The sequence below is a fragment of the Bacillus sp. SIMBA_031 genome (genome assembly GCF_046535225.1).
In the GTDB taxonomy this organism is placed as follows: Bacteria; Bacillota; Bacilli; order Bacillales; family Bacillaceae; genus Bacillus; species Bacillus velezensis.
Genome location: NZ_JAWRXC010000001.1, coordinates 1,312,172 through 1,333,649, shown reverse-complemented (window position 1 = coordinate 1,333,649; position 21,478 = coordinate 1,312,172). Strand labels below are relative to the sequence as shown.

Annotated in this window: 24 protein-coding genes; 23 read left to right on the top strand and 1 reads right to left on the bottom strand. The window is 46.4% G+C overall.

The features are described from left to right. The first annotated feature begins 1 nt into the window (after nt 1). From cmk to fni, 3 genes are all read left to right on the top strand, one after another. The gene (gene cmk, locus SB724_RS06245; protein WP_038458993.1) at nt 2–676 is read left to right on the top strand and encodes a (d)CMP kinase; all 675 of its coding nucleotides are present in this window, start codon (nt 2–4) and stop codon (nt 674–676) included. Nucleotides 677–903: 227 nt separating this feature from the next. Further along, entirely contained in the window at nt 904–2,052 is a 1,149-nt protein-coding gene (gene rpsA / locus SB724_RS06240) for a 30S ribosomal protein S1 (RefSeq protein ID WP_265971423.1), read from the top strand. Between the two features lie 14 nt (nt 2,053–2,066). Then, a complete protein-coding gene (fni, locus tag SB724_RS06235) occupies nt 2,067–3,116 on the top strand; it encodes a type 2 isopentenyl-diphosphate Delta-isomerase (RefSeq protein WP_410570457.1) in 1,050 nt (349 codons plus the stop codon). Nucleotides 3,117–3,150: 34 nt separating this feature from the next. Here fni and SB724_RS06230 read toward each other — a convergent pair whose 3' ends face one another. Continuing rightward, entirely contained in the window at nt 3,151–3,282 is a 132-nt protein-coding gene (locus SB724_RS06230) for a YpzI family protein (RefSeq protein WP_003153429.1), read from the bottom strand. A gap of 76 nt (nt 3,283–3,358) precedes the next feature. Here SB724_RS06230 and SB724_RS06225 point away from each other — a divergent pair, with 76 nt between their 5' ends. The 20 genes from SB724_RS06225 to trpC all read left to right on the top strand — a co-directional run bounded on the left by SB724_RS06225 (nt 3,359) and on the right by trpC (nt 21,474). Beyond that, on the top strand, nt 3,359–3,961 hold the full coding sequence (locus SB724_RS06225) for a YphA family membrane protein (protein WP_410570455.1): 603 nt from the start codon (nt 3,359–3,361) through the stop codon (nt 3,959–3,961). Nucleotides 3,962–4,153: 192 nt separating this feature from the next. Next, nucleotides 4,154–5,464 (top strand): ribosome biogenesis GTPase Der, encoded by a 1,311-nt coding sequence (gene der, locus SB724_RS06220; protein WP_003153433.1) that lies wholly within the window; start codon nt 4,154–4,156, stop codon nt 5,462–5,464. 17 nt (nt 5,465–5,481) lie between these two features. Next, entirely contained in the window at nt 5,482–6,519 is a 1,038-nt protein-coding gene (locus SB724_RS06215) for an NAD(P)H-dependent glycerol-3-phosphate dehydrogenase (RefSeq protein ID WP_003153434.1), read from the top strand. A gap of 320 nt (nt 6,520–6,839) precedes the next feature. Beyond that, a complete protein-coding gene (locus SB724_RS06210; protein WP_003153435.1) occupies nt 6,840–7,043 on the top strand; it encodes a DUF2768 domain-containing protein in 204 nt (67 codons plus the stop codon). Between the two features lie 19 nt (nt 7,044–7,062). Continuing rightward, a complete protein-coding gene (locus tag SB724_RS06205) occupies nt 7,063–7,797 on the top strand; it encodes a hypothetical protein (protein WP_410570453.1) in 735 nt (244 codons plus the stop codon). Between the two features lie 185 nt (nt 7,798–7,982). Further along, a complete protein-coding gene (gene spoIVA / locus SB724_RS06200) occupies nt 7,983–9,461 on the top strand; it encodes a stage IV sporulation protein A (protein ID WP_007409454.1) in 1,479 nt (492 codons plus the stop codon). 374 nt (nt 9,462–9,835) lie between these two features. Beyond that, a complete protein-coding gene (gene hbs, locus SB724_RS06195) occupies nt 9,836–10,114 on the top strand; it encodes a non-specific DNA-binding protein Hbs (protein WP_003153447.1) in 279 nt (92 codons plus the stop codon). A gap of 186 nt (nt 10,115–10,300) precedes the next feature. Beyond that, entirely contained in the window at nt 10,301–10,873 is a 573-nt protein-coding gene (gene folE / locus SB724_RS06190) for a GTP cyclohydrolase I FolE (RefSeq protein ID WP_003153448.1), read from the top strand. A 20-nt stretch (nt 10,874–10,893) separates the two neighbouring features. Continuing rightward, the gene (mtrB, locus tag SB724_RS06185) at nt 10,894–11,121 is read left to right on the top strand and encodes a trp RNA-binding attenuation protein MtrB (protein WP_003153449.1); all 228 of its coding nucleotides are present in this window, start codon (nt 10,894–10,896) and stop codon (nt 11,119–11,121) included. Nucleotides 11,122–11,277: 156 nt separating this feature from the next. Beyond that, nucleotides 11,278–12,033, top strand: coding sequence for a heptaprenyl diphosphate synthase component 1 (gene hepS / locus SB724_RS06180; RefSeq protein ID WP_007409455.1), 756 nt, complete (start codon nt 11,278–11,280; stop codon nt 12,031–12,033). 5 nt (nt 12,034–12,038) lie between these two features. Then, nucleotides 12,039–12,740, top strand: coding sequence for a demethylmenaquinone methyltransferase (gene menG / locus SB724_RS06175; RefSeq protein WP_003153453.1), 702 nt, complete (start codon nt 12,039–12,041; stop codon nt 12,738–12,740). 28 nt (nt 12,741–12,768) lie between these two features. Beyond that, nucleotides 12,769–13,731 carry a heptaprenyl diphosphate synthase component II gene (gene hepT / locus SB724_RS06170; protein WP_003153454.1) on the top strand — a complete coding sequence of 321 codons (963 nt, stop codon included), beginning with the start codon at nt 12,769–12,771 and terminating at the stop codon, nt 13,729–13,731. Between the two features lie 120 nt (nt 13,732–13,851). Then, entirely contained in the window at nt 13,852–14,298 is a 447-nt protein-coding gene (gene ndk / locus SB724_RS06165) for a nucleoside-diphosphate kinase (protein ID WP_007409456.1), read from the top strand. A gap of 189 nt (nt 14,299–14,487) precedes the next feature. Next, complete coding sequence (locus SB724_RS06160) at nt 14,488–15,258, top strand: protein-glutamate O-methyltransferase (protein ID WP_105937573.1); 771 nt, start codon at nt 14,488–14,490, stop codon at nt 15,256–15,258. Between the two features lie 71 nt (nt 15,259–15,329). Then, a complete protein-coding gene (gene aroC / locus SB724_RS06155) occupies nt 15,330–16,502 on the top strand; it encodes a chorismate synthase (RefSeq protein WP_003153459.1) in 1,173 nt (390 codons plus the stop codon). Beyond that, nucleotides 16,502–17,590, top strand: a complete 1,089-nt coding sequence (gene aroB, locus SB724_RS06150; RefSeq protein ID WP_265971432.1) for a 3-dehydroquinate synthase — start codon at nt 16,502–16,504, stop codon at nt 17,588–17,590. The genes aroC and aroB overlap by 1 nt, the downstream gene beginning before the upstream one ends. After that, nucleotides 17,587–17,970 carry a chorismate mutase gene (gene aroH / locus SB724_RS06145; RefSeq protein ID WP_003153463.1) on the top strand — a complete coding sequence of 128 codons (384 nt, stop codon included), beginning with the start codon at nt 17,587–17,589 and terminating at the stop codon, nt 17,968–17,970. The genes aroB and aroH overlap by 4 nt, the downstream gene beginning before the upstream one ends. 223 nt (nt 17,971–18,193) lie before the next feature. Then, the gene (gene trpE / locus SB724_RS06140) at nt 18,194–19,741 is read left to right on the top strand and encodes an anthranilate synthase component I (RefSeq protein WP_410570451.1); all 1,548 of its coding nucleotides are present in this window, start codon (nt 18,194–18,196) and stop codon (nt 19,739–19,741) included. Then, nucleotides 19,713–20,729: an anthranilate phosphoribosyltransferase gene (gene trpD / locus SB724_RS06135; RefSeq protein ID WP_410570449.1), complete on the top strand. Its 1,017-nt coding sequence runs from the start codon at nt 19,713–19,715 to the stop codon at nt 20,727–20,729. The genes trpE and trpD overlap by 29 nt, the downstream gene beginning before the upstream one ends. Beyond that, on the top strand, nt 20,722–21,474 hold the full coding sequence (trpC, locus tag SB724_RS06130) for an indole-3-glycerol phosphate synthase TrpC (RefSeq protein WP_410570447.1): 753 nt from the start codon (nt 20,722–20,724) through the stop codon (nt 21,472–21,474). Before trpD ends, trpC begins: the two co-directional genes overlap by 8 nt. Nucleotides 21,475–21,478 lie beyond the last annotated feature (4 nt).

Genomic DNA, 21,478 nt, shown 5'->3' with positions numbered 1-21,478 from the left:
TATGGACAAGAAATTATCAATTGCGATCGACGGGCCGGCCGCTGCCGGAAAAAGCACCGTTGCTAAAATAGTGGCTGAGAGAAAATCATATGTGTACATTGATACAGGAGCGATGTATCGTGCCATTACATATACGGCGCTCAAGCAGAATGCCGATTTAACTGATGAAGCCGCGCTTACAGAGCTGCTGAAGCGTACGGAAATTGAGCTTGTATCCGCTCCGGAAGGACAAATCGTTCTGGTAAACGGAGAAGATGTGACAGAAGAAATCCGAAAAGACGAAGTCAGCAACCAAGTATCAATCGCCGCCAAGCATAAAGGCGTCAGAGAAGAAATGGTCAAAAGACAGCAGCAGCTCGGACAAAAAGGCGGTGTCGTCATGGACGGCCGTGATATCGGTACTCACGTGCTGCCTGATGCCGAAGTGAAAATTTTTCTGCTCGCGTCCGTAGAGGAAAGAGCGAAGCGCCGATATGAAGAGAATAAGAAAAAAGGCTATGACGTGAATTACGAGACGCTCATTGAAGAAATTGCCAGACGCGACAAACTCGATTCAGAGAGGGAAGTTTCCCCGCTGCGCAAAGCGGAAGACGCGATTGAAATCGATACGACGTCACTCAGCATTGCCGAAGTCGCAGGAAAAATTCTGGAGATCGTCGAACAGAAATCACGTTAACTTCGGGCGGAGCGCTTTATAATTTTTTTCGAAAGACAAGATGTTATTGCTTGACAAACCAGTCCATTTATTAGAAGTTAATACTAATAAAACTTTTTATTGATCATTCAAAATCTTTTTTGGATGATTCTTTAATACATATTCGGCTGAAAAGCGGACATTCACATGTTCAGCTTTCAAACCGTATTAATTAAGCTGTGTAGGTTTGGACCAAGGAGGTTATTCAAATGACAGAGGAAATGAATCAAATTGATGTTCAAGTGCCAGAGGTTGGAGATGTAGTAAAAGGGATTGTGACAAAGGTAGAGGACAAGCATGTAGATGTCGAAATTGTCAATGTCAAACAGTCCGGAATCATTCCAATCAGTGAATTATCAAGTCTTCATGTAGAGAAAGCATCGGATGTCGTAAAAGTTGACGACGAGCTTGACCTGAAAGTAACAAAAGTGGAAGACGATGCTTTGATTTTATCTAAACGTGCCGTTGATGCTGACCGCGCTTGGGAAGACCTTGAAAAAAAATTCGACACAAAAGATGTGTTTGAAGCTGAAGTGAAAGATGTGGTGAAAGGCGGTCTCGTCGTTGATATCGGCGTTCGCGGCTTCATTCCCGCATCACTTGTCGAAGCTCATTTCGTCGAGGATTTCACTGACTATAAAGGGAAAAACCTCTCTCTTATCGTCGTTGAACTCGACCGTGATAAAAACCGGGTGATTCTGTCACACCGGGCTGTAGTGGAAAAAGAACAGACAGCCAAAAAGCATGATTTTCTCCAAACGCTTGAGGTTGGAAGCGTGCTTGAAGGAAAAGTGCAGCGTCTGACTGATTTCGGCGCATTTGTCGACATCGGCGGAATTGACGGGCTTGTTCATATTTCTCAGCTGTCTCATTCACACGTCGAAAAACCGTCTGACGTGGTGGAAGAAGGTCAGGACGTAAAAGTGAAAGTACTGTCCGTAGACCGCGATAACGAGCGTATTTCTTTATCTATTAAAGAAACGCTGCCGGGACCTTGGAGCCAGGTCGGCGAAAAGGTAAAGCAGGGAGATGTGCTTGAAGGAAAAGTGCAGCGCCTTGTAAGCTTCGGCGCCTTCGTTGAAATTCTTCCGGGCGTGGAAGGACTTGTGCACATTTCGCAAATTTCCAATAAACATATCGGAACGCCGCATGAAGTGCTTGAAGAAGGACAGACTGTTAAAGTGAAAGTGCTTGACGTGAACGAAAGCGAAGAGCGCATTTCCTTAAGCATGCGTGAGCTTGAAGAAGCGCCGAAAGCCGATCAGGAGGACTTCCGCCAATACCAGGCGAAAGAAGAGCCGAGCACTGGCTTCCAGCTTGGCGATTTAATCGGAGACAAGCTTAATAAATTAAAATAAATTGGTGATAAAACGTGACACGAGCAGAACGAAAAAGAGAACATATAAATCATGCGCTGTCTACCGGCCAAAACCGGGAAACGGGGCTTGATGATATTACGTTTGTTCATGTCAGCCTACCGAACCTAGCATTGGAAAAAGTGGATATATCAACGAAAATCGGCGGACTCACAAGCAGTTCGCCGATTTTTATCAATGCGATGACAGGCGGCGGCGGACAGCTTACATACGAAATTAACAGATCGCTGGCAAGAGCCGCGCGCAAAGCCGGCATGCCGCTGGCTGTCGGTTCGCAAATGTCAGCTTTAAAAGCTCCCTCCGAACGGTGTTCTTACGAGATCGTCAGAAAAGAGAATCCGGACGGGCTGATATTTGCCAATTTAGGCAGCGAGGCGGATGCCGAGCAGGCGAAAAGGGCAGTTGATATGATTCAAGCAGATGCCCTCCAGATTCATTTAAATGTGATTCAGGAGATCGTCATGCCAGAGGGTGACAGAAGCTTTACTGGCGCTCTCGGCCGTATTGAGCGGATTGCGGCGGAAGCGGGAGTGCCCGTTTTTGTCAAAGAAGTCGGCTTCGGAATGAGCAAGGAATCGGCACGGCAGTTATTTGATGCTGGCGCAGCAGCAGTTGATGCCGGCGGATACGGCGGTACAAATTTCTCTAAGATCGAAAATATGCGCAGAGAGAAGGCGCTTCAATTTTTTAATACGTGGGGAATTTCCACTGCCGCAAGCTTAGCGGAAATCCACTCGCTCTCCGCTGATCAATCAATTATCGCATCCGGCGGGCTGCAAAGCGCCCTGGATGTCGCCAAATCGATTGCCCTCGGCGCTTCCAGCGCGGGAATGGCGGGCACTTTCCTGAAAGCTCTCACCTCTAAAGGAGAAGAGGGCCTGTTTGACGAGATGATGGCGCTTTTGCAAGAGCTGAAAATGATTATGACCGTCCTCGGATGCCAATCGGTTGCCCAATTGCAAAAGGCGCCTTTGGTCATAAAAGGTGACACACATCACTGGCTTTCTGAACGGGGGATTGACACGTCCCGTTTCAGCAGACGTTAAAAGGCATGCGGACCCGCATGCCTTTTTCTGTTTTTTAAGATTTTCTTTTTCGGAATTCCCCGTTTTGCTCAAGGCTTGTCGCTCCTTTATGGTGAATCGAATCATCACGATCAGATTCCACCCGGCGGGAGGCTTTCAGTTTTTTCTCCTGTCTGTCTTTTCCCATCCTTATCCGCTCCTTTCAGGTATAATTGGTTTAAAAAATGCGTTCCCGCTCCATACTGATCAGAGGAGGAGCGATTATGGAACCGTTTTATTATTACTGGTCAATGTGGTTTTTATGGATACTTGCGACTTTTATTTTTGCTAAAACAAAAAGCCGTTTTTACGTATCAGTCTTTATTTTGACTAATATGATGGCAAGCATACATCAGATTACGGCTTATTTTACGCTGAACGCGGCATATGTCATGTTTTTTGCTGCGGCATTTGTTTATGCGGGAAGCCTCGGCATGCATAAACGGCTCCGTAATATTGTGATTCATCTGACGGCGGCTGCGGCGTACAGCTTTATTTTTCTTTTTGCATTATATGATCCTGTTTGGTTTATCATAAAACCTGAATGGGCGGCGGTTATACTGCTTACCGTTATTACGCTTTCCGTTGAGGGGCGGTTCCCTGAGAGGCTTTGTCTTTTTGTTCTCGGCATGTGCCAGGGGGAGCTATTGTATGCTGCGGTCATCCGCAATATTGCGGGTGCGGCAGCCGTCGGGGATTATAAATGGCTTTCAGGCTGTTCGGCGGGAGTGATTCTTCTCGTCGGGCTGACTACATATGAACAGCTTGCGGCGCACATCAGCCAAAAAAGCAAAAAGCAGGGCAAAGGAGCGACAAAAATGTCTTGAAAACAGACGGAGACTGTTACATGAATGCGAAACATTTTGAAGAATACATTGTGATCTCAGTGAAAACTGATATAATAAATGAGTTAAGCCCTTCTGTTTGAAGGGTTCTTTTCATAGCGAAGATGATTTTTAATAACCGGTTGAACAATTTTTTGTGAAAATGTAAGCGGCTGGATTGAAAGGAAGGGTACTATGGGTAAACCTGTCGTAGCCATTGTCGGAAGACCGAATGTGGGAAAATCCACAATCTTTAACCGGATTGCGGGTGAAAGAATTTCAATAGTAGAAGATACCCCCGGAGTGACGCGGGACCGGATATACAGTTCGGCGGAATGGCTGAATTATGATTTTAACCTGATTGATACGGGCGGAATTGATATCGGAGACGAACCGTTTCTGACACAGATCCGCCAGCAGGCTGAAATCGCCATGGACGAGGCTGATGTGATCATCTTTATGGTGAACGGCCGCGAAGGTGTGACGTCTGCGGATGAAGAAGTGGCAAAAATACTGTACCGGACGAAAAAACCGGTCGTATTAGCCGTTAATAAATTAGATAATACCGAAATGAGAGCGAACATCTATGACTTTTATGCGCTCGGCTTTGGAGAACCGTATCCGATTTCGGGCACACACGGTTTAGGATTGGGAGATTTGCTCGATGCTTGTGCCGAGCATTTTAAAAACATTCCGGAGACGAAGTACAGTGATGATGTCGTTCAATTCTGCCTGATCGGCCGCCCGAATGTCGGAAAATCATCCCTTGTCAATGCGATGCTCGGCGAAGAGCGGGTTATCGTGAGCAACGTAGCCGGAACGACTAGAGACGCTGTGGATACGGCGTTCACCTACAATCAGCAGGAATTTGTAATCGTTGACACGGCGGGAATGAGAAAAAAGGGTAAAGTATATGAAACAACAGAAAAATACAGTGTGCTGCGGGCGTTAAAAGCCATTGACCGCTCAGACGTCGTCGGCGTTGTGCTGAATGCAGAAGAAGGCATCCTTGAGCAGGACAAGCGGATCGCCGGATACGCCCATGAAGCCGGGAAAGCCGTCGTCATTATCGTAAACAAATGGGATGCTGTTGATAAAGACGAGCGCACGATGAAAGAATTTGAACAGAATATTCGGGAACATTTCCAATTTCTCGATTATGCGCCGGTGCTGTTTATGTCGGCACTGACGACAAAGCGGATTCATACACTCATGCCTGCGATTATTAAAGCAAGTGAAAACCACTCTCTCCGCGTGCAGACAAATGTCTTAAATGATGTCATCATGGATGCGGTCGCCATGAATCCGACTCCGACGCACAACGGCTCCCGTCTGAAAATTTACTATGCGACTCAAGTCGCTGTTAAGCCGCCGAGCTTCGTTGTTTTTGTCAACGATCCGGAACTGATGCATTTTTCTTATGAACGCTTTTTAGAAAACCGAATCCGGGACGCTTTCGGATTTGAAGGTACGCCAATTAAAATATTTGCAAGAGCAAGAAAATAAAAAGGTGTGATACAGAGATGAAAAAAGTGGCAATGCTTGGAGCGGGAAGCTGGGGCACTGCACTTTCTTTAGTGCTGGCTGATAACGGACATCAAGTCATGATGTGGGGACACCGTGCCGAATTGATCGATCAAATCAACGAACTGCATGAAAACAAAGATTATCTGCCGGGGGTGGAGCTATCAAGTTCTATCATCGGTACAGCTGATTTAAGCGAGGCTTTAAAAGGAGCTGACTTCATCATTGTGGCAGTCCCGACAAAAGCCATTCGGGAAGTGCTGAAAAAGGCTCTGCCGTACATCCCGAAACAATCGATTTTTGTTCATGTCAGCAAGGGAATTGAGCCGGATTCGCTTCTCCGCATTTCAGAATTAATGGAAGAGGAGCTGCCTGAGGAGTACAGAAAAGACATCGTCGTGCTTTCAGGGCCGAGCCACGCTGAGGAAGTCGGATTAAGACACCCGACGACTGTTACATCATCTTCAAAAAATATCAAGGCTGCAGAAGCGGTTCAGGATTTATTCATGAACCAGCATTTCCGCGTCTATACCAATCCGGATATGATCGGTGTTGAAATAGGGGGAGCGTTAAAGAATATCATCGCTCTTGCAGCGGGGATTACAGACGGATTGGGATACGGAGATAATGCAAAAGCGGCCTTAATCACCCGAGGTCTTGCTGAAATCGCCAGACTCGGCACAAAGATGGGCGGAAATCCGCTCACCTTTTCCGGCCTGACCGGCGTAGGCGATTTAATCGTGACGTGTACAAGCGTTCATTCCCGAAACTGGCGCGCCGGCAACCTGCTCGGCAAAGGATACAAGCTGGAAGCTGTCCTGGATAAGATGGGGATGGTTGTTGAAGGCGTGCGGACGACGAAAGCTGCGTATCAGCTTTCTCAAAAATACCAAGTGAAAATGCCGATTACAGAGGCGCTTCACCAAGTATTATTTAACGGGCAGAAGGTAGAAACAGCCGTAGAATCCTTAATGGCCAGAGTGAAAACCCATGAGATGGAAGACTTGGTCAACACATTCGAAAACCGGGTGAAGTGACAATACCATGCCGTCAGCATATTCTGAAGTGACGAAAGTCCAAAACGCAGAACTCTCCGGCTGAAATCGCTTAAAACATTTGCTGATTTAGGCAGAAGAGGATGCAGACGTACGCATCTACGCATACTATAGCATCGAAGTCCAAGAGAGTGTATCTCAGACGTACAGGTGAATATAGTCAACTTGACTGAAGCAAAGTCCCCCTCTTTGCTTCAGTTTTTTTTGTTTTTTTCAATAGATGGAAAACCTGTTGATCTTTTCAACATTTGTATATTAAAATGAAATATAACGCTTACAATGATGGGACGGGGGGCACGTACATGAGTGTGGCATTGATGAAAATGTGGTTTGCGCTTGGTGCTATGGGATTAATGTTTGTTGCGGTGGCCTCTATTTATGTCAGCAGGTACAAAGTGAAAAACAAACTGATAAAAGCAGCGGTTTCTTCACTCGCTTATGCCTGCATGGTCATCTCGGGATTGATCGTGTTAATGGTCGTTTTCAGCGGGCCTGTCAATGAATAAAGCCGAAAGGGGGCGCGGAATGCATAAGTTAAAAATGGCCGTCATAACGGCAATGGCGGTGCTTCTGCTGTCCGGCTGTCTGTACCCTGAAGCGGAAAAAACTGAAAATAAAGTATCTTACAAACATCAGCTTCAGCAGGTGCAAGCGGCAGTGGATGAATTTAAAAAGGCGAACGGCGGACTTCTGCCGATTCAGACAAAAGATATGAAAACACCGCTCTATCAAAAATATCCGATAGATTTTAAGCGGCTCGCGCCCAGATACATAGAGGAGCCGCCGGCCTCAGCTTATGAAAGCGGAGGAATGTACCAATACGTGCTTGTTGATGTGGAACATAAGCCGACCGTCAAGCTGGTCGATCTCCAAATGGCGGAAGCAATCCGCGACATGAAGCTGCGTGTCAAAATGTATCAGGAAAAGCATACATATCCTCCCTATGAGGACGCCGTTTCAAAAGGGCTGTTCACTTTAAATAAAAAAAAGCTCGGCATGAAAGACTCTCCTTCAGTCAAAAGTCCGGTTTCAGGCACGTCTCTGCCGCTTTTAATCGGCGCTGACGGAGAAATCTATGCCGACTATCGCGTCGATCTCGCCCGCTGCCTGAAGGAAAACAAAAAGAAAATCAAATCGGGCGCGGAAATTCAGGATATTTTATGGAAAGAGACTCCTTTCGTCCCGGCCTTTTCAGTCACATACACCGTAAATGAAAAACAGGAACCCGTTTTTTTAGAAAGTCAAACGAAACAGGAATGAACCTTTTTCCCGCGCATACAAATAGGGAGAAAGGTTTTTTTGATTTTGATAGAAAAGACTGCCTGAAAATTTTCTAAAGATGTCATATTGAAATAGGACAACGTCATACACATATAGTGTCCTGTATTTGATTGGAGAATGGTGAATGAAAAATGATAAGGATAGGAAGTCCGGGAGGGGATCACTTGGAAAAGGTCGATATTTTCAAGGATATCGCTGAACGAACAGGGGGCGATATATACTTAGGAGTCGTTGGCGCTGTCCGTACAGGGAAATCTACATTCATTAAAAAATTTATGGAGCTCGTGGTGCTCCCGAATATCAGCAATGAGGCCGATCGAGCGCGGGCGCAGGATGAGCTTCCGCAAAGCGCAGCAGGAAAAACGATAATGACCACAGAACCAAAATTTGTCCCGAATCAAGCCATGTCCGTTCATGTCGCGGAAGGACTTGATGTCAACATCCGTCTTGTGGATTGTGTGGGATATACGGTTCCCGGGGCGAAGGGATATGAGGATGAAAACGGCCCGAGAATGATCAATACACCTTGGTACGAAGAACCGATTCCCTTTCATGAGGCAGCGGAAATCGGTACGAGAAAAGTCATCCAGGAACACTCCACAATCGGGGTCGTCATTACGACAGACGGCTCAATCGGCGATATTGCGCGGGGCGATTACGTGGAAGCGGAAGAAAGAGTCATCGACGAGCTGAAGGAAGTCGGCAAACCGTTTATTATGGTCATCAACTCGGTAAAACCGTACCACCCGGAAACAGAAGCGCTCAGAGCTGAATTAAGCGCGAAATATGATATTCCCGTCCTCGCCATGAGTGTTGAAAGCATGCGGGAAACAGATGTGTTAAGCGTCCTCAGAGAAGCGCTTTACGAGTTCCCTGTGCTGGAAGTCAATGTCAACCTTCCGAGCTGGGTCATGGTGCTGAAAGAAAATCACTGGCTCAGAGAGAGCTACCAGGAATCAGTGAAAGAAACCGTAAAAGATATTAAACGCCTGCGCGATGTCGACCGGGTTGTCGGCCACTTCAGTGAATTTGAGTTTATTGAAAGCGCCGGTCTGGCCGGAATCGAACTTGGCCAGGGTGTCGCAGAAATTGATTTGTATGCGCCGGATCATTTATATGACCAGATTTTAAAAGAAGTAGTCGGTGTTGAAATCCGCGGGAAAGACCACCTGCTTGAATTAATGCAGGACTTCGCCCACGCGAAAAAAGAATATGATCAGGTATCAGATGCGCTGAAAATGGTGAAACAGACCGGCTACGGCATTGCCGCCCCGGCCTTAGCCGATATGAGCCTTGATGAACCGGAAATCATCAGACAGGGATCAAGGTTCGGAGTAAGGCTCAAAGCGGTCGCTCCGTCCATTCATATGATCAAAGTGGATGTGGAAAGTGAATTCGCGCCGATCATCGGGACGGAAAAACAAAGTGAAGAGCTTGTCCGCTACTTAATGCAGGATTTTGAAGATGATCCGCTTTCTATCTGGAACTCCGATATTTTCGGCAGATCATTGAGCTCTATCGTAAGAGAAGGAATCTCCGCAAAACTGTCACTCATGCCGGAAAATGCGAGATATAAACTGAAAGAAACGCTGGAGAGAATTATTAACGAAGGCTCAGGCGGCCTGATCGCCATTATTTTGTAAGCTGAAGGACCTCTTCCTGAAACGGGGGGTCTTTTTTTATTCTTTTTAGATACTGGAAATCAATCAAGGATTAGGAGGAAAAAAGCAAAAAAAGGAATATTTGTTCGGTAAAACACGTGAAAACCTTGACGAGCAAGGGATTGAGGCTTTAAAATGCTTGATATGGCTTTTTATATGTGTTACTCTACATACAGAAAATCTTCACTTTGTTGGACAAACATTCCTCAAAGTGTCTGTTTTCTTTTGAAAAGCCGTTTACTTGTCTGTTCTTCCCTGCTTTGATTTTTTATCAGACAGGTTTAGAATCAGGCTGAACTGTGAAGAAATGATAATAAACTGCTGATTTGATACCCTTTTGGGAGGAGGTGAAAGGCATGAACAAGACAGAACTAATCAATGCGGTTGCTGAAGCAAGCGAATTGTCTAAAAAAGACGCTACAAAAGCAGTTGATTCTGTTTTTGATACGATTTTAGATGCACTTAAAAACGGTGATAAAATCCAACTGATCGGTTTCGGTAACTTTGAGGTGCGCGAGCGCTCTGCACGTAAAGGACGTAACCCGCAAACAGGTGAAGAAATCGAAATCCCTGCAAGCAAGGTACCTGCTTTCAAACCAGGTAAAGCTCTTAAAGACGCTGTTGCAGGAAAATAATTGTGAATATAGATCGTGTATGCATCTGATACATACACTTTGTTTCTTCACAGAAAAGCCCCTTGATAAAGGGGCTTTTCATATTTAAGCAGCCTCGGTCACCGGGCAGGACTTTCGTTTTGCTTTTGGCGCGGCAAATGTGCTAGAATCGAAATTAAATGTATTCAATGGTGGAGGACACAGACAATGAAAGAAGTTAATAAAGAACAGATTGAACAGGCGGTTCGCCAGATTTTAGAGGCGATTGGAGAAGACCCGGACCGGGAAGGGCTTTTAGATACGCCGAAACGCGTGGCAAAAATGTACGCGGAAGTATTCTCGGGATTAAATGAAGACCCGAAAGAACACTTTAAAACCGTTTTCGGAGAAGACCATGAGGAGCTTGTTCTTGTAAAAGATATCGCGTTTCATTCCATGTGTGAACATCACCTTGTTCCTTTTTACGGAAAAGCGCATATTGCCTACATTCCGCGGGGCGGCAAAGTGACGGGCCTGAGTAAATTGGCGCGGGCGGTGGAAGCCGTCTCAAAACGCCCGCAGCTGCAGGAGCGCATCACTTCAACGATTGCAGAAAGCATCGTAGAGACCTTAGATCCCCACGGCGTCATGGTTGTCGTCGAAGCTGAGCATATGTGCATGACGATGAGGGGCGTAAGAAAGCCGGGTGCAAAAACAGTGACTTCCGCTGTAAGAGGTATTTTTAAAGATGACGCAGCGGCGCGTTCCGAAGTGTTAGAACATATTAAACGTGCGGATTAATAATGATAGAGGGTGCAGATATGAATTCAAAGCATTCAAGTGATTTTGTCGTCATTAAAGCGGTCGAGGACGGCGTGAACGTCATCGGTTTAACGAGAGGAACGGATACGAAATTTCACCATTCCGAAAAACTGGACAAAGGCGAAGTGATTATCGCTCAGTTTACTGAGCATACCTCTGCCATCAAAGTGAGAGGCAACGCCCTCATCCAGACCGCTTACGGAGAAATGAACAGCGAAAAAAAATAAGCCGGCTGTTTCCCGCTTTTGCCAAATGCCCGCAAACGGCGGGAGAATACAGCCAATTTCTTTTTTTTATGCTATAATGATACCTGCGTATAATAATGACGAGTAAATCTCATACATATTAGAATAAATGTGAATTTGGGGACAAGGGTGATATTTTTGCAAGACATCTACGGAACTTTAGCGAATCTAAATACGAAATTAAAACAAAAGCTGTCTCATCCTTATTTAGCGAAACATATTTCTGCGCCTAAAATCGATGAGGATAAGCTTCTTCTTTTTCACGCTTTGTTTGAAGAGGCGGACATTAAGAACAACGACAGAGAAAATTACATAGTAACTGCGATGCTTGTCCAAAGCGCCCTTGATACCCACGATGAAGTGACAACAGCCAGAGCGTTAAAGCGAGACGAAAATAAAAACCGGCAGCTCACCGTGCTTGCCGGCGACTATTTCAGCGGACTGTATTATTCGCTTTTGTCTGAAATGAAGGATATCTATATGATTCGGACGCTCGCTACGGCAATTAAAGAAATCAATGAGCATAAAATCCGTCTGTACGATCGGTCTGTCAATGACTTGAATCAATTGATCGAAAGCATGGCGATTGTGGAAGCGGCCCTGTTTCACAGAGTGTCAGACCACTTTAATCTTCCGCGCTGGAAAGAGCTGGCGAGTGATTTTTTTGTATATAAGCGGCTGATGAACGGCAATGCTATATTTCTCGATGTCATCGGCAATATTGTAAAGTCAGGGAAATCAAAGGCTGACATAATGGAAGATAGCTTCCGAAAGGCAAAGCAAAGCATTGAAACGCTGCTGCCGCTCAATTCACCAATCCAAAACCTCATGCTGAACCGGCTTAAAGCGATCAGCCAGGACAAAACATATCATCAGAAAGTGGAAGAAGGGTAATCAACATGCAGGAGTCAAAAGAACAGCGCGTACACGGCGTGTTTGAAAAAATCTATAAAAATTATGACCAAATGAACTCTGTTATCAGTTTTCAGCAGCATAAAAAGTGGCGCGATAAAACGATGCAGATCATGAATGTAAAAGAAGGCGCAAAAGCGCTTGATGTCTGCTGCGGAACGGCTGACTGGACGATTGCCCTCGCAGAAGCGGCCGGAAAAAGCGGCGAAATCAAAGGACTGGATTTCAGCAAAAATATGCTGAGCATCGGTGAGAAAAAAGTGAAAGAGGGCGGTTACAGCCAAATTGAGCTTTTGCACGGAAATGCGATGGAGCTTCCTTTCGCTGATGATTCTTTTGATTTTGTCACCATCGGCTTCGGGCTGCGAAACGTTCCCGACTATCTGACCGTGCTGAAAGAAATGCGGCGGGTCGTCAAACCGGGCGGGCAGGTCGTATGTCTGGAAACATCCCAGCCGGAAATGTTCGGATTCAGACAGGCATATTTTCTTTATTTTAAATACATCATGCCTTTCTTCGGAAAAATGTTTGCGAAGAGCTATAAAGAATATTCTTGGCTTCAAGAATCGGCAAGAGAATTTCCCGGTATGAAAGAACTTGCGCGTCTGTTTGAAGAAGCGGGCCTGACGAATGTCAAATACCATTCGTTTACCGGCGGAGTGGCCGCTACGCATATCGGTTGGAAATGATGAATATACAGATGTTTGGGTGAATGATATGAAATTTAAAATGGCCTATTCTTTTTTAAATGACGATATTGATGTGATCGAAAGGGAGCTTGAGCAAACGGTGCGGTCAGACTATCCCTTGCTGAGTGAAGCCGGGCTCCACCTGCTCCAGGCGGGCGGCAAGCGGATCCGCCCTGTTTTCGTATTGCTATCCGGCATGTTCGGCGACTATGACATTAATAAAATAAAATATGTTGCGGTGACGCTGGAAATGATTCATATGGCGTCCCTCGTGCATGACGACGTCATTGATGACGCCGAGCTGCGGAGGGGAAAACCGACCATCAAAGCCAAGTGGGACAACCGCATCGCCATGTATACCGGTGATTATATGCTTGCGGGCTCACTTGAGATGATGACGAGATTGGATGAGCCGAAAGCCCACCGGATCCTGTCCAAAACCATCGTAGAAGTATGCCTCGGAGAAATTGAACAGATCAGAGATAAATACAATATGGAGCAAAACCTCAGAACCTATTTGCGCCGCATCAAACGGAAAACGGCTCTTCTCATTGCCGTCAGCTGTCAGCTCGGCGCCATCGCTTCGGGAGCTGATGAGAAGATTCACAAAGCATTATATTGGTTCGGTTATTACGTGGGCATGTCCTATCAGATTATTGACGACATTCTTGATTTCACTTCAACGGAAGAGGAACTGGGAAAACCGGTCGGAGGGGATCTGCTGCAAGGAAATGTCACTCTGCCCGTTTTGTACGCGCTACGTCAGCCTGAATTGAAAAATCAGCTGAAATTAATTAACAGTGAAACAACACAGGAGCAGCTCGCCCCCATTATTGAAAATATTAAACGCACAGACGCGATTGAAAAATCAATGGCCGTCAGTGACAGGTACTTAAAAAAAGCGTTTGAAAAACTGAACACACTGCCGAGAGGACGTGCGCGCTCATCATTGGCCGCCATCGCCAAATATATCGGCAAACGGAAATTTTAAATTCCTTTTACGAACAAGATGTGAACATTCTCCGCCCTGGATTGATTAATTGTCAGAAAGATGTTACGATTTCGGTGTGCAACTTGAAAGCCTATACATAATGATGGGGTGGAGAATCTTATGGAAAAAACTTTTATCATGGTAAAACCGGACGGCGTACAGCGCCAGCTGATCGGAGAGATTTTATCCAGATTTGAGCGTAAGGGCTTACAATTGGCAGGAGCCAAGCTAATGCAAGTTTCAGAACAGATGGCTGAAAACCATTATGCTGAACATAAAGGGAAGCCGTTTTTCGGCGAGCTTGTGGAATTCATTACATCAGGACCCGTATTTGCAATGGTATGGGAAGGGGAAAATGTAGTAGAGATCACAAGACAGCTGATCGGAAAAACGAACCCGAAAGATGCACTGCCGGGCACAATCCGCGGTGACTACGGCATGTTTGTCGGCAAAAATATCATTCACGGTTCAGACTCCTTAGAAAGCGCTGAGAGGGAAATTCACATTTTCTTTAAACAGGAAGAGCTTGTACCGTATCAAAAATTAATGGCCGACTGGGTGTACTAAACCGTCAGCCTTTCTTTTTCTCGTATTATGAAAAGGTTTACATCATTTAAAAAAGACAGAGGCTGCGTTGCCCTGTCTTTTCGTTTCTCACAAATCAGCCCGCGGGCTGATTTTTTTATTGAAATCGTACAATTTCGACAGAAAACAGGCTATACTAGGACAAAAGACAGCGAGATTGGGAGAGAAGCAATGGAGCCTTACGAAATTTTTATCACCAAGTGGAAACAAATAACCGGCGTTGATTTATCTTTATACAAAGAAGCACAGATGAAAAGGCGGCTGACGTCCCTTTATGAAAAGAAGGGGTTCAGAGATTTTCAGGAATTTGCCGCCGCTTTGGAAAAGGACAAGCTTTTATTAAACGAAACATTGGACAGAATGACGATCAATGTTTCTGAATTTTACCGAAATTATAAACGGTGGGAAGTTCTTGAAACCTCAATTCTTCCGTTAATAAAGCATAACAAACCGTTAAAAATATGGAGTGCGGCCTGTTCAACGGGAGAGGAGCCCTATACTTTGGCTATGATTCTCAATCAGCAGACGGGACTGGCCGGATTTGATATATTGGCGACAGATATTGATGAAAAGGCGCTAAGCAAAGCCAAGCGGGGCATCTATCAGGAACGCTCGCTGCAAGAGGTGCCGGCTTCCGTGAAAAGCCGTTATTTCACCAAGCAGGCTGACAACAGTTATCAAGTAAAACAAGAGATTCAGAACAACATCCGGTTTAAGCGGCACAACCTGCTTGCCGACAGCTATGAACAGGATTTTGATCTGATCGTCTGCCGCAACGTCTTTATTTATTTTACTGAAAAAGCAAAAGAAGAGCTGTATGTGAAAATGGCGGGCAGTCTGAAAAAGAACGGAATTCTGTTTGTCGGCAGTACAGAACAAATTTTCAGCCCGGAAAAATTCGGCCTTGAGAGCACTGATACATTTTTTTATCAAAAAAGATAGAAGACATTTAATGAAAACTTGTGGTATAGTTTTACTTAAAAGCGTTAATGCGATGAAGGGAGAAGAAAGAAATGAGATACTTAACAGCCGGAGAATCACACGGTCCGCAGCTGACGACAATTATAGAAGGTGTGCCTGCGGGGCTTTATATAACTGAAGAAGACATTAATTTTGAGCTTGCCAGACGTCAAAAAGGGCACGGCCGCGGACGCCGCATGCAGATTGAAACGGACAGAGCGAAGATCACAAGCGGCGTGCGGCATGCCCGGACACTCGGTTCGCCCATCGCGCTCGTTGTAGAAAATAAAGATTGGACTCACTGGACAAAAATCATGGGCGCCGCACCGATTACAGAAGAAGAAGAAAGTGAAATGAAACGCCAGATTTCAAGACCGAGACCCGGACACGCAGATTTGAACGGTGCTATTAAGTATAATCACCGTGATATGAGAAATGTGTTAGAACGATCTTCCGCGCGTGAGACAACGGTTCGCGTGGCTGCCGGAGCCGTCGCTAAAAAGATTTTAGCGGAGCTTGGCATTAAAGTCGCCGGGCATGTCCTGCAAATCGGCAGCGTAAAAGCAGAGAAAACCGATTACACATCCATTGAGGATCTCAAACGGGTAACGGAAGAATCACCGGTCAGATGCTACGATGAAGAAGCAGGCCGTCAAATGATGGCAGCCATTGATGAAGCGAAGGCAAACGGCGACTCGATCGGCGGAATCGTTGAAGTGATCGTCGAAGGTATGCCGGTCGGTGTCGGAAGCTATGTCCACTATGACCGTAAGCTGGACAGCAAGCTCGCTGCTGCCGTTCTGTCGATTAACGCGTTTAAAGGCGTAGAGTTCGGCATCGGTTTTGAAGCGGCCGGCAAAAACGGCAGTGAAGTTCATGATGAAATCGTATGGGATGAAGAGAAAGGCTATACACGCGCCACAAACAGGCTCGGAGGATTAGAAGGCGGTATGACGACGGGAATGCCGATTGTCGTCCGCGGCGTTATGAAACCGATCCCTACTTTGTACAAGCCGCTGAAAAGCGTCGACATTGAAACGAAAGAACCGTTTACAGCGAGCATTGAACGTTCAGACAGCTGCGCGGTTCCGGCAGCAAGTGTAGTGGCTGAAGCAGCAGTGGCCTGGGAAATCGCAAATGCCGTCGTAGAACAATTCGGGCTTGACCAGATCGACCGCATTAAAGAAAATGTTGAAAACATGAAAAAACTATCGAGGGAATTCTGATGAAAGAGCTTGAGGTTCGGACAGCTTCCTCCGCATATCCCGTGTATATCGGTGAAGGCATAAGGAAACAGGCCGCTGCCCTTTTGTCTTCACTGAACAGGCCGCTGACAAAGATCCTTCTCATCATCGATGCTGAAGTTGACCGGCTTTACGGTGATGAGATGTTCCGGCTTTTAAACGAAACATGGCCCGTGAAAAAAGTGATCGTTCCAAGCGGAGAAGAAGCGAAGTCTCTAAAAGAGTATGAACGGATTCAAACGGAAGCGATCGCTTTCCATATGGACCGCTCCTCATGTATGATCGCCTTCGGAGGCGGCGTGACGGGTGATTTGGCCGGCTTTTGCGCAGCAACTTTTATGCGCGGAATTGATTTCATTCAAATGCCGACGACACTGCTTGCCCATGACAGCGCGGTCGGCGGCAAGGTGGCCGTCAACCATAAACTCGGAAAGAACTTAATCGGCGCGTTTTATCAGCCGAAAGCGGTGATTTACGATACGGAGCTTCTGAAAACCCTGCCGGAACAAGAGCTGAGATCGGGCATGGCTGAAGTGATCAAACACGCGTTTATCGCCGATCATGCTTTTTTAGAAAAACTTCTCACGTTTGACACGTTGCAAGGACTGACAAGCGCTGAGCTGAATGAAATGATTTATAAAGGAATTTCAATCAAATCGGCCGTCGTGCGTGAGGACGAAAAGGAAGAGGGGATAAGAGCTTTTCTGAATTTCGGCCATACGCTCGGCCATGCCGTTGAGGCGGAATATGGCTACGGCCGGATTACACATGGAGATGCGGTCGCCCTCGGCATGCAGTTTGCCCTTTACGTGAGTGAACAGGTTGCGGGTTGCATGATGAACAGGAAAGAACTCACACAATGGCTGATTGGGCTCGGCTACCCGGGAAGCATCAGACAAGATATTGAAACGCCGGTTCTCTCCGCTCGGATGATGAATGATAAAAAAACGCGCGGAGGCATGACACAGTTCATCGTGTTAAAAGAATTAGGCGAAGCGCGGGACTGCATGCTTTCAAAAGATGAGCTCGAAAATTTGCTGAACAAATGGCGAATGGAGGAAACAGCATGATGATACGCGGCATTCGCGGAGCAACAACGGTGGAACAAGACACCGAACAAGAAATTTTAGAAAAAACACAGCAGCTGCTTGAAAAAATCATTGAACAAAATGGATGCAAGCCGGAAGACGTTGTACAGATCCTGTTATCCGCCACGCCTGATATCCATTCCGTATTTCCGGCAAAAGCGGTCCGCCGCCTTTCCGGGTGGCAGTACGTCCCGGTGACGTGCATGCAGGAAATGGATGTCACCGGCGCTCTGCAAAAGTGTATCCGTGTCCTGATGACGGTTCAGACGGATACGCCTCAGGATGAAATCAAGCATGTCTATTTAGAAAAAGCCGTTGTGTTAAGGCCGGATTTATCATTGACAAAAAATACTGACATGTAATACGATAAACAAAGCTTAGAAATACACAAGAGTGTGTATAGAGCTGGTAAGTAAGATATTGAACAGTTGAGTTTAGAATAGGGTAGCAGAGAATGAGTTTAGCTGAGCTGAGATAAACACGTTTTTATTCTGCCCAAAAGAAGCCTTTCTTTTGGGTTTATTTCTTATACGCAAGACTCCTCTCACTCTTCATCTCATTCTCCTTACCGTAAGGAGGAGAATCATGAATTTACAATCGGATGTTTCTTTATTTTTAAAGGACAGTCTGACACACCGCACCATTCCAATCGCAGAGACTTTTACGGTCGACACGATCACACCCATTCAGATGGTTGAAAAACTGGACAGAAACATTACGTATCTTTTAGAAAGCAAGGATGAGTCGTCAAGCTGGTCGAGATACTCTTTTATCGGCCTCGATCCTTTTATCACGATTAAAGAGAGTCATAACACATTCACTGCCGCTGATCCAAACGGGCATACGCTGTTTGAAGCCGGAGAATTAAAAGCCGTGCTTGACTGGATGAATGAGAGCTTCCGCATTAAAACACCAGAGCTTGATATCCCATTTGCGGGAGGAGCGGTCGGTTATCTGAGCTATGACATGATTCCTTTGATTGAGCCTTCCGTGCCAAGCCACGCGAAAGTAACAGATTTCGAAAAATGCATGCTGTTTGTCTGCCGGAAAATCATCGCGTACGACCACGAAACGAAACAAGTGCATTTCATTCAATATGCGGAGCTTAACGGCCGGGAGACGGAGGAAGAAAAGCGGGCCGTTTTCAAAGAGAATTGCGCGGAGCTTCGTAAGCTTATCGGTATTTTGACAGAATCGAAAGATATGAAAGAGCCGTTTTTTTCCAAAGAAACGTTTGACACGCCAAGTTTTGCCGATGTGACATCCAATTATACGAAAGAAGAGTTTATGGCCGGTGTTAATAAACTGAAAGAATATATAAAAGCGGGAGACATTTTTCAAGGGGTGCTTTCGCAAAAGTTTGACATTCCGGTATCCAGACATTCATTTGAGCTGTACAGGGTGCTCCGCATCGTCAATCCTTCACCCTATATGTACTATATCAAACTGCCTGACAGAGACATTGTCGGGAGTTCGCCTGAACGTCTGATCCGCGTGCATGACAGGCACCTGGAAATTCATCCGATTGCCGGAACGAGAAGAAGGGGCGCCGGAAAAGAAGAGGACGAACGCCTGAAAAAAGAGCTGATGAATGACGAAAAAGAAAAAGCTGAACATTACATGCTCGTCGATCTTGCGCGCAATGACATCGGCAGAGTTGCGGAGTACGGTTCCGTAGCCGTTCCGGAATTCACAAAGGTCGTTTCTTTTTCACATGTGATGCACATCATCTCTGTTGTAACCGGCCGTTTAAAGCAGGGCGTCCATCCCGTTGACGCGCTGATGTCGGCATTCCCGGCAGGAACACTCACGGGCGCTCCGAAAATCCGCGCGATGCAGCTTTTAAATGAATTAGAACCGACTTCCAGAGAAACCTACGGCGGATGTATCGCTTATATCGGATTTGACGGGTCAATTGATTCGTGTATTACCATCCGCACCATGAGTGTCAAAAACGGTACGGCATCGGTGCAGGCGGGCGCGGGAATAGTCGCCGATTCCGTCCCGGAAGCCGAATATGAAGAGAGCTGTAACAAAGCGGGGGCGCTTTTAAAAACGATTCAAATCGCAGAAGACATCTTTTCTGGCGGGGAGGAGAAGACGGATGAACAAATTTCTGCAATCGTGCGTTAATGGCCGTACGCTGAAAACCGGAGAAGCCGAAAAGCTGATGGAGATGATGATAAACGGGGACATGTCGCAGTCTGAGATCGGCGGGATTTTATCGGTATTAGCCCACCGAGGTGAAACGGCGGAGGAGCTTGCCGGATTTGTAAAAGTGATGCGGGCGCGGGCACAGACATCAGGTGGCTTGACGGATGTCGTTGATACGTGCGGAACAGGCGGAGACGGGGTTTCTACGTTTAACATATCCACGGCAGCGGCAATTACAGCTTCTGCCGCCGGAGCTAAAGTTGCCAAGCACGGAAATCGCTCCGTTTCGTCTAAAAGCGGCAGTGCGGATGTGCTGGAAAAGCTGGGGGTTTCTATTCAAGCCACTCCAGACAGCGTTAAACGCAGCATTGAAATGAAACAAATGGGGTTTTTGTTTGCGCCGCTGTTTCATTCGTCAATGAAGCACGTCGCCGCCGCAAGAAAAGAGCTTGGCTTCCGAACCGTATTTAATCTGCTGGGCCCGCTCAGCAACCCGCTGCAGGTGAAGCGGCAGGTGATCGGCGTCTATTCATTTGATAAAGCGCGCCTGATGGCAAGCGCTCTGGAACAATTTGATGTCAGACACGTCATGCTTGTGTCGGCCCGTGACGGATTAGATGAACTGTCCATCTCAGCACCGACCGATATCGTTGAACTGAAAAACGGTGAACGTCTGGAATATTCCGTTTCACCTGAACAATTCGGTTTTACAGAAGGTTCACTAAAGGATATTCAAGTGAGTTCATCGGAAGAAAGCGCGCTCCTCATTCAGAATATTTTTGCAAATAGAGCTCCGTCATCCGCTCTGCATATTACCGCCTTAAATGCGGGCGCGGCCATTTATACGGCAGGCCTTGCAAGCGATCTGAAAGAAGGAACGAAAACCGCCTTAGAAGCGATTCAAAACGGAGATGCCAAAAGGCAGCTCGAACGTCTGAAACAGAAAGAGGAAGAAATGTATGCTTGATCAAATCATTCAGCAGAAAAAAGAAGAAATCAAATCCATCGTGCTGCCGGAAACCTGTCAAATTGAACGGAGATCTTTTAAAAAAGCGCTCCTGGACCCGAACCGTTTTATCGGGCTGATTGCCGAAGTGAAAAAAGCTTCGCCGTCTAAAGGATTGATTAAAGAGCATTTTGTTCCGGAAACGATTGCGGCGGATTATGAAGCGGCTAAAGCCGACGCCCTTTCGGTTCTCACGGATACCCGTTTTTTTCAGGGGAGAAATCAATTTCTGACAGATGTTAAACAAACCGTGTCTCTTCCCGTGCTGAGAAAAGATTTTATTATTGATTCCCTTCAGGTGGAGGAATCGTTCAGGATCGGCGCCGATGCCATTTTGCTGATCGGGGAAGCGCTGGAACCTTCAGAGCTTCATGAGCTTTATCTGGAAGCCCGCGAGAAGGGCATGGACGTTCTCGTTGAAGTCCATGATGAAACTGTGCTTGAACGGATTTTACAAGTGTTTCAGCCGGACATTCTCGGCATAAACAACCGGGACTTAAAAACGTTCCGTACTTCTGTTTCGCAAACGGAAAAAATAGCGCAGCTTGTACCGGATGGCTGCTTGCTGGTCAGCGAAAGCGGCATCGGTTCTTTGGCTGACCTGCAATTCGTCAACAAGCACGGGGCGCAGGCTGTATTGGTCGGAGAATCCTTAATAAGAGAGGATTCGCAGAAAAAGGCGATCCGCGGACTGTTCGGGGAGTGACGAT

What these genes read in the sequence shown, in the direction of transcription:
- hbs (WP_003153447.1), top strand. Translation starts at nt 9,836, where the DNA reads ATGAACAAGACAGAACTAATCAATGCGGTTGCTGAAGCAAGCGAATTG.
- trpC (WP_410570447.1), top strand. Translation starts at nt 20,722, where the DNA reads ATGCTTGATCAAATCATTCAGCAGAAAAAAGAAGAAATCAAATCCATC.
- SB724_RS06230 (WP_003153429.1), bottom strand. Translation starts at nt 3,282, where the DNA reads ATGGGAAAAGACAGACAGGAGAAAAAACTGAAAGCCTCCCGCCGGGTG.
- mtrB (WP_003153449.1), top strand. Translation starts at nt 10,894, where the DNA reads ATGAATTCAAAGCATTCAAGTGATTTTGTCGTCATTAAAGCGGTCGAG.
- der (WP_003153433.1), top strand. Translation starts at nt 4,154, where the DNA reads ATGGGTAAACCTGTCGTAGCCATTGTCGGAAGACCGAATGTGGGAAAA.
- menG (WP_003153453.1), top strand. Translation starts at nt 12,039, where the DNA reads ATGCAGGAGTCAAAAGAACAGCGCGTACACGGCGTGTTTGAAAAAATC.
- SB724_RS06160 (WP_105937573.1), top strand. Translation starts at nt 14,488, where the DNA reads ATGGAGCCTTACGAAATTTTTATCACCAAGTGGAAACAAATAACCGGC.
- SB724_RS06205 (WP_410570453.1), top strand. Translation starts at nt 7,063, where the DNA reads ATGCATAAGTTAAAAATGGCCGTCATAACGGCAATGGCGGTGCTTCTG.
- SB724_RS06225 (WP_410570455.1), top strand. Translation starts at nt 3,359, where the DNA reads ATGGAACCGTTTTATTATTACTGGTCAATGTGGTTTTTATGGATACTT.
- cmk (WP_038458993.1), top strand. Translation starts at nt 2, where the DNA reads ATGGACAAGAAATTATCAATTGCGATCGACGGGCCGGCCGCTGCCGGA.
- aroC (WP_003153459.1), top strand. Translation starts at nt 15,330, where the DNA reads ATGAGATACTTAACAGCCGGAGAATCACACGGTCCGCAGCTGACGACA.
- aroB (WP_265971432.1), top strand. Translation starts at nt 16,502, where the DNA reads ATGAAAGAGCTTGAGGTTCGGACAGCTTCCTCCGCATATCCCGTGTAT.
- trpD (WP_410570449.1), top strand. Translation starts at nt 19,713, where the DNA reads ATGAACAAATTTCTGCAATCGTGCGTTAATGGCCGTACGCTGAAAACC.
- folE (WP_003153448.1), top strand. Translation starts at nt 10,301, where the DNA reads ATGAAAGAAGTTAATAAAGAACAGATTGAACAGGCGGTTCGCCAGATT.
- SB724_RS06210 (WP_003153435.1), top strand. Translation starts at nt 6,840, where the DNA reads ATGAGTGTGGCATTGATGAAAATGTGGTTTGCGCTTGGTGCTATGGGA.
- trpE (WP_410570451.1), top strand. Translation starts at nt 18,194, where the DNA reads ATGAATTTACAATCGGATGTTTCTTTATTTTTAAAGGACAGTCTGACA.
- ndk (WP_007409456.1), top strand. Translation starts at nt 13,852, where the DNA reads ATGGAAAAAACTTTTATCATGGTAAAACCGGACGGCGTACAGCGCCAG.
- rpsA (WP_265971423.1), top strand. Translation starts at nt 904, where the DNA reads ATGACAGAGGAAATGAATCAAATTGATGTTCAAGTGCCAGAGGTTGGA.
- aroH (WP_003153463.1), top strand. Translation starts at nt 17,587, where the DNA reads ATGATGATACGCGGCATTCGCGGAGCAACAACGGTGGAACAAGACACC.
- hepT (WP_003153454.1), top strand. Translation starts at nt 12,769, where the DNA reads ATGAAATTTAAAATGGCCTATTCTTTTTTAAATGACGATATTGATGTG.
- SB724_RS06215 (WP_003153434.1), top strand. Translation starts at nt 5,482, where the DNA reads ATGAAAAAAGTGGCAATGCTTGGAGCGGGAAGCTGGGGCACTGCACTT.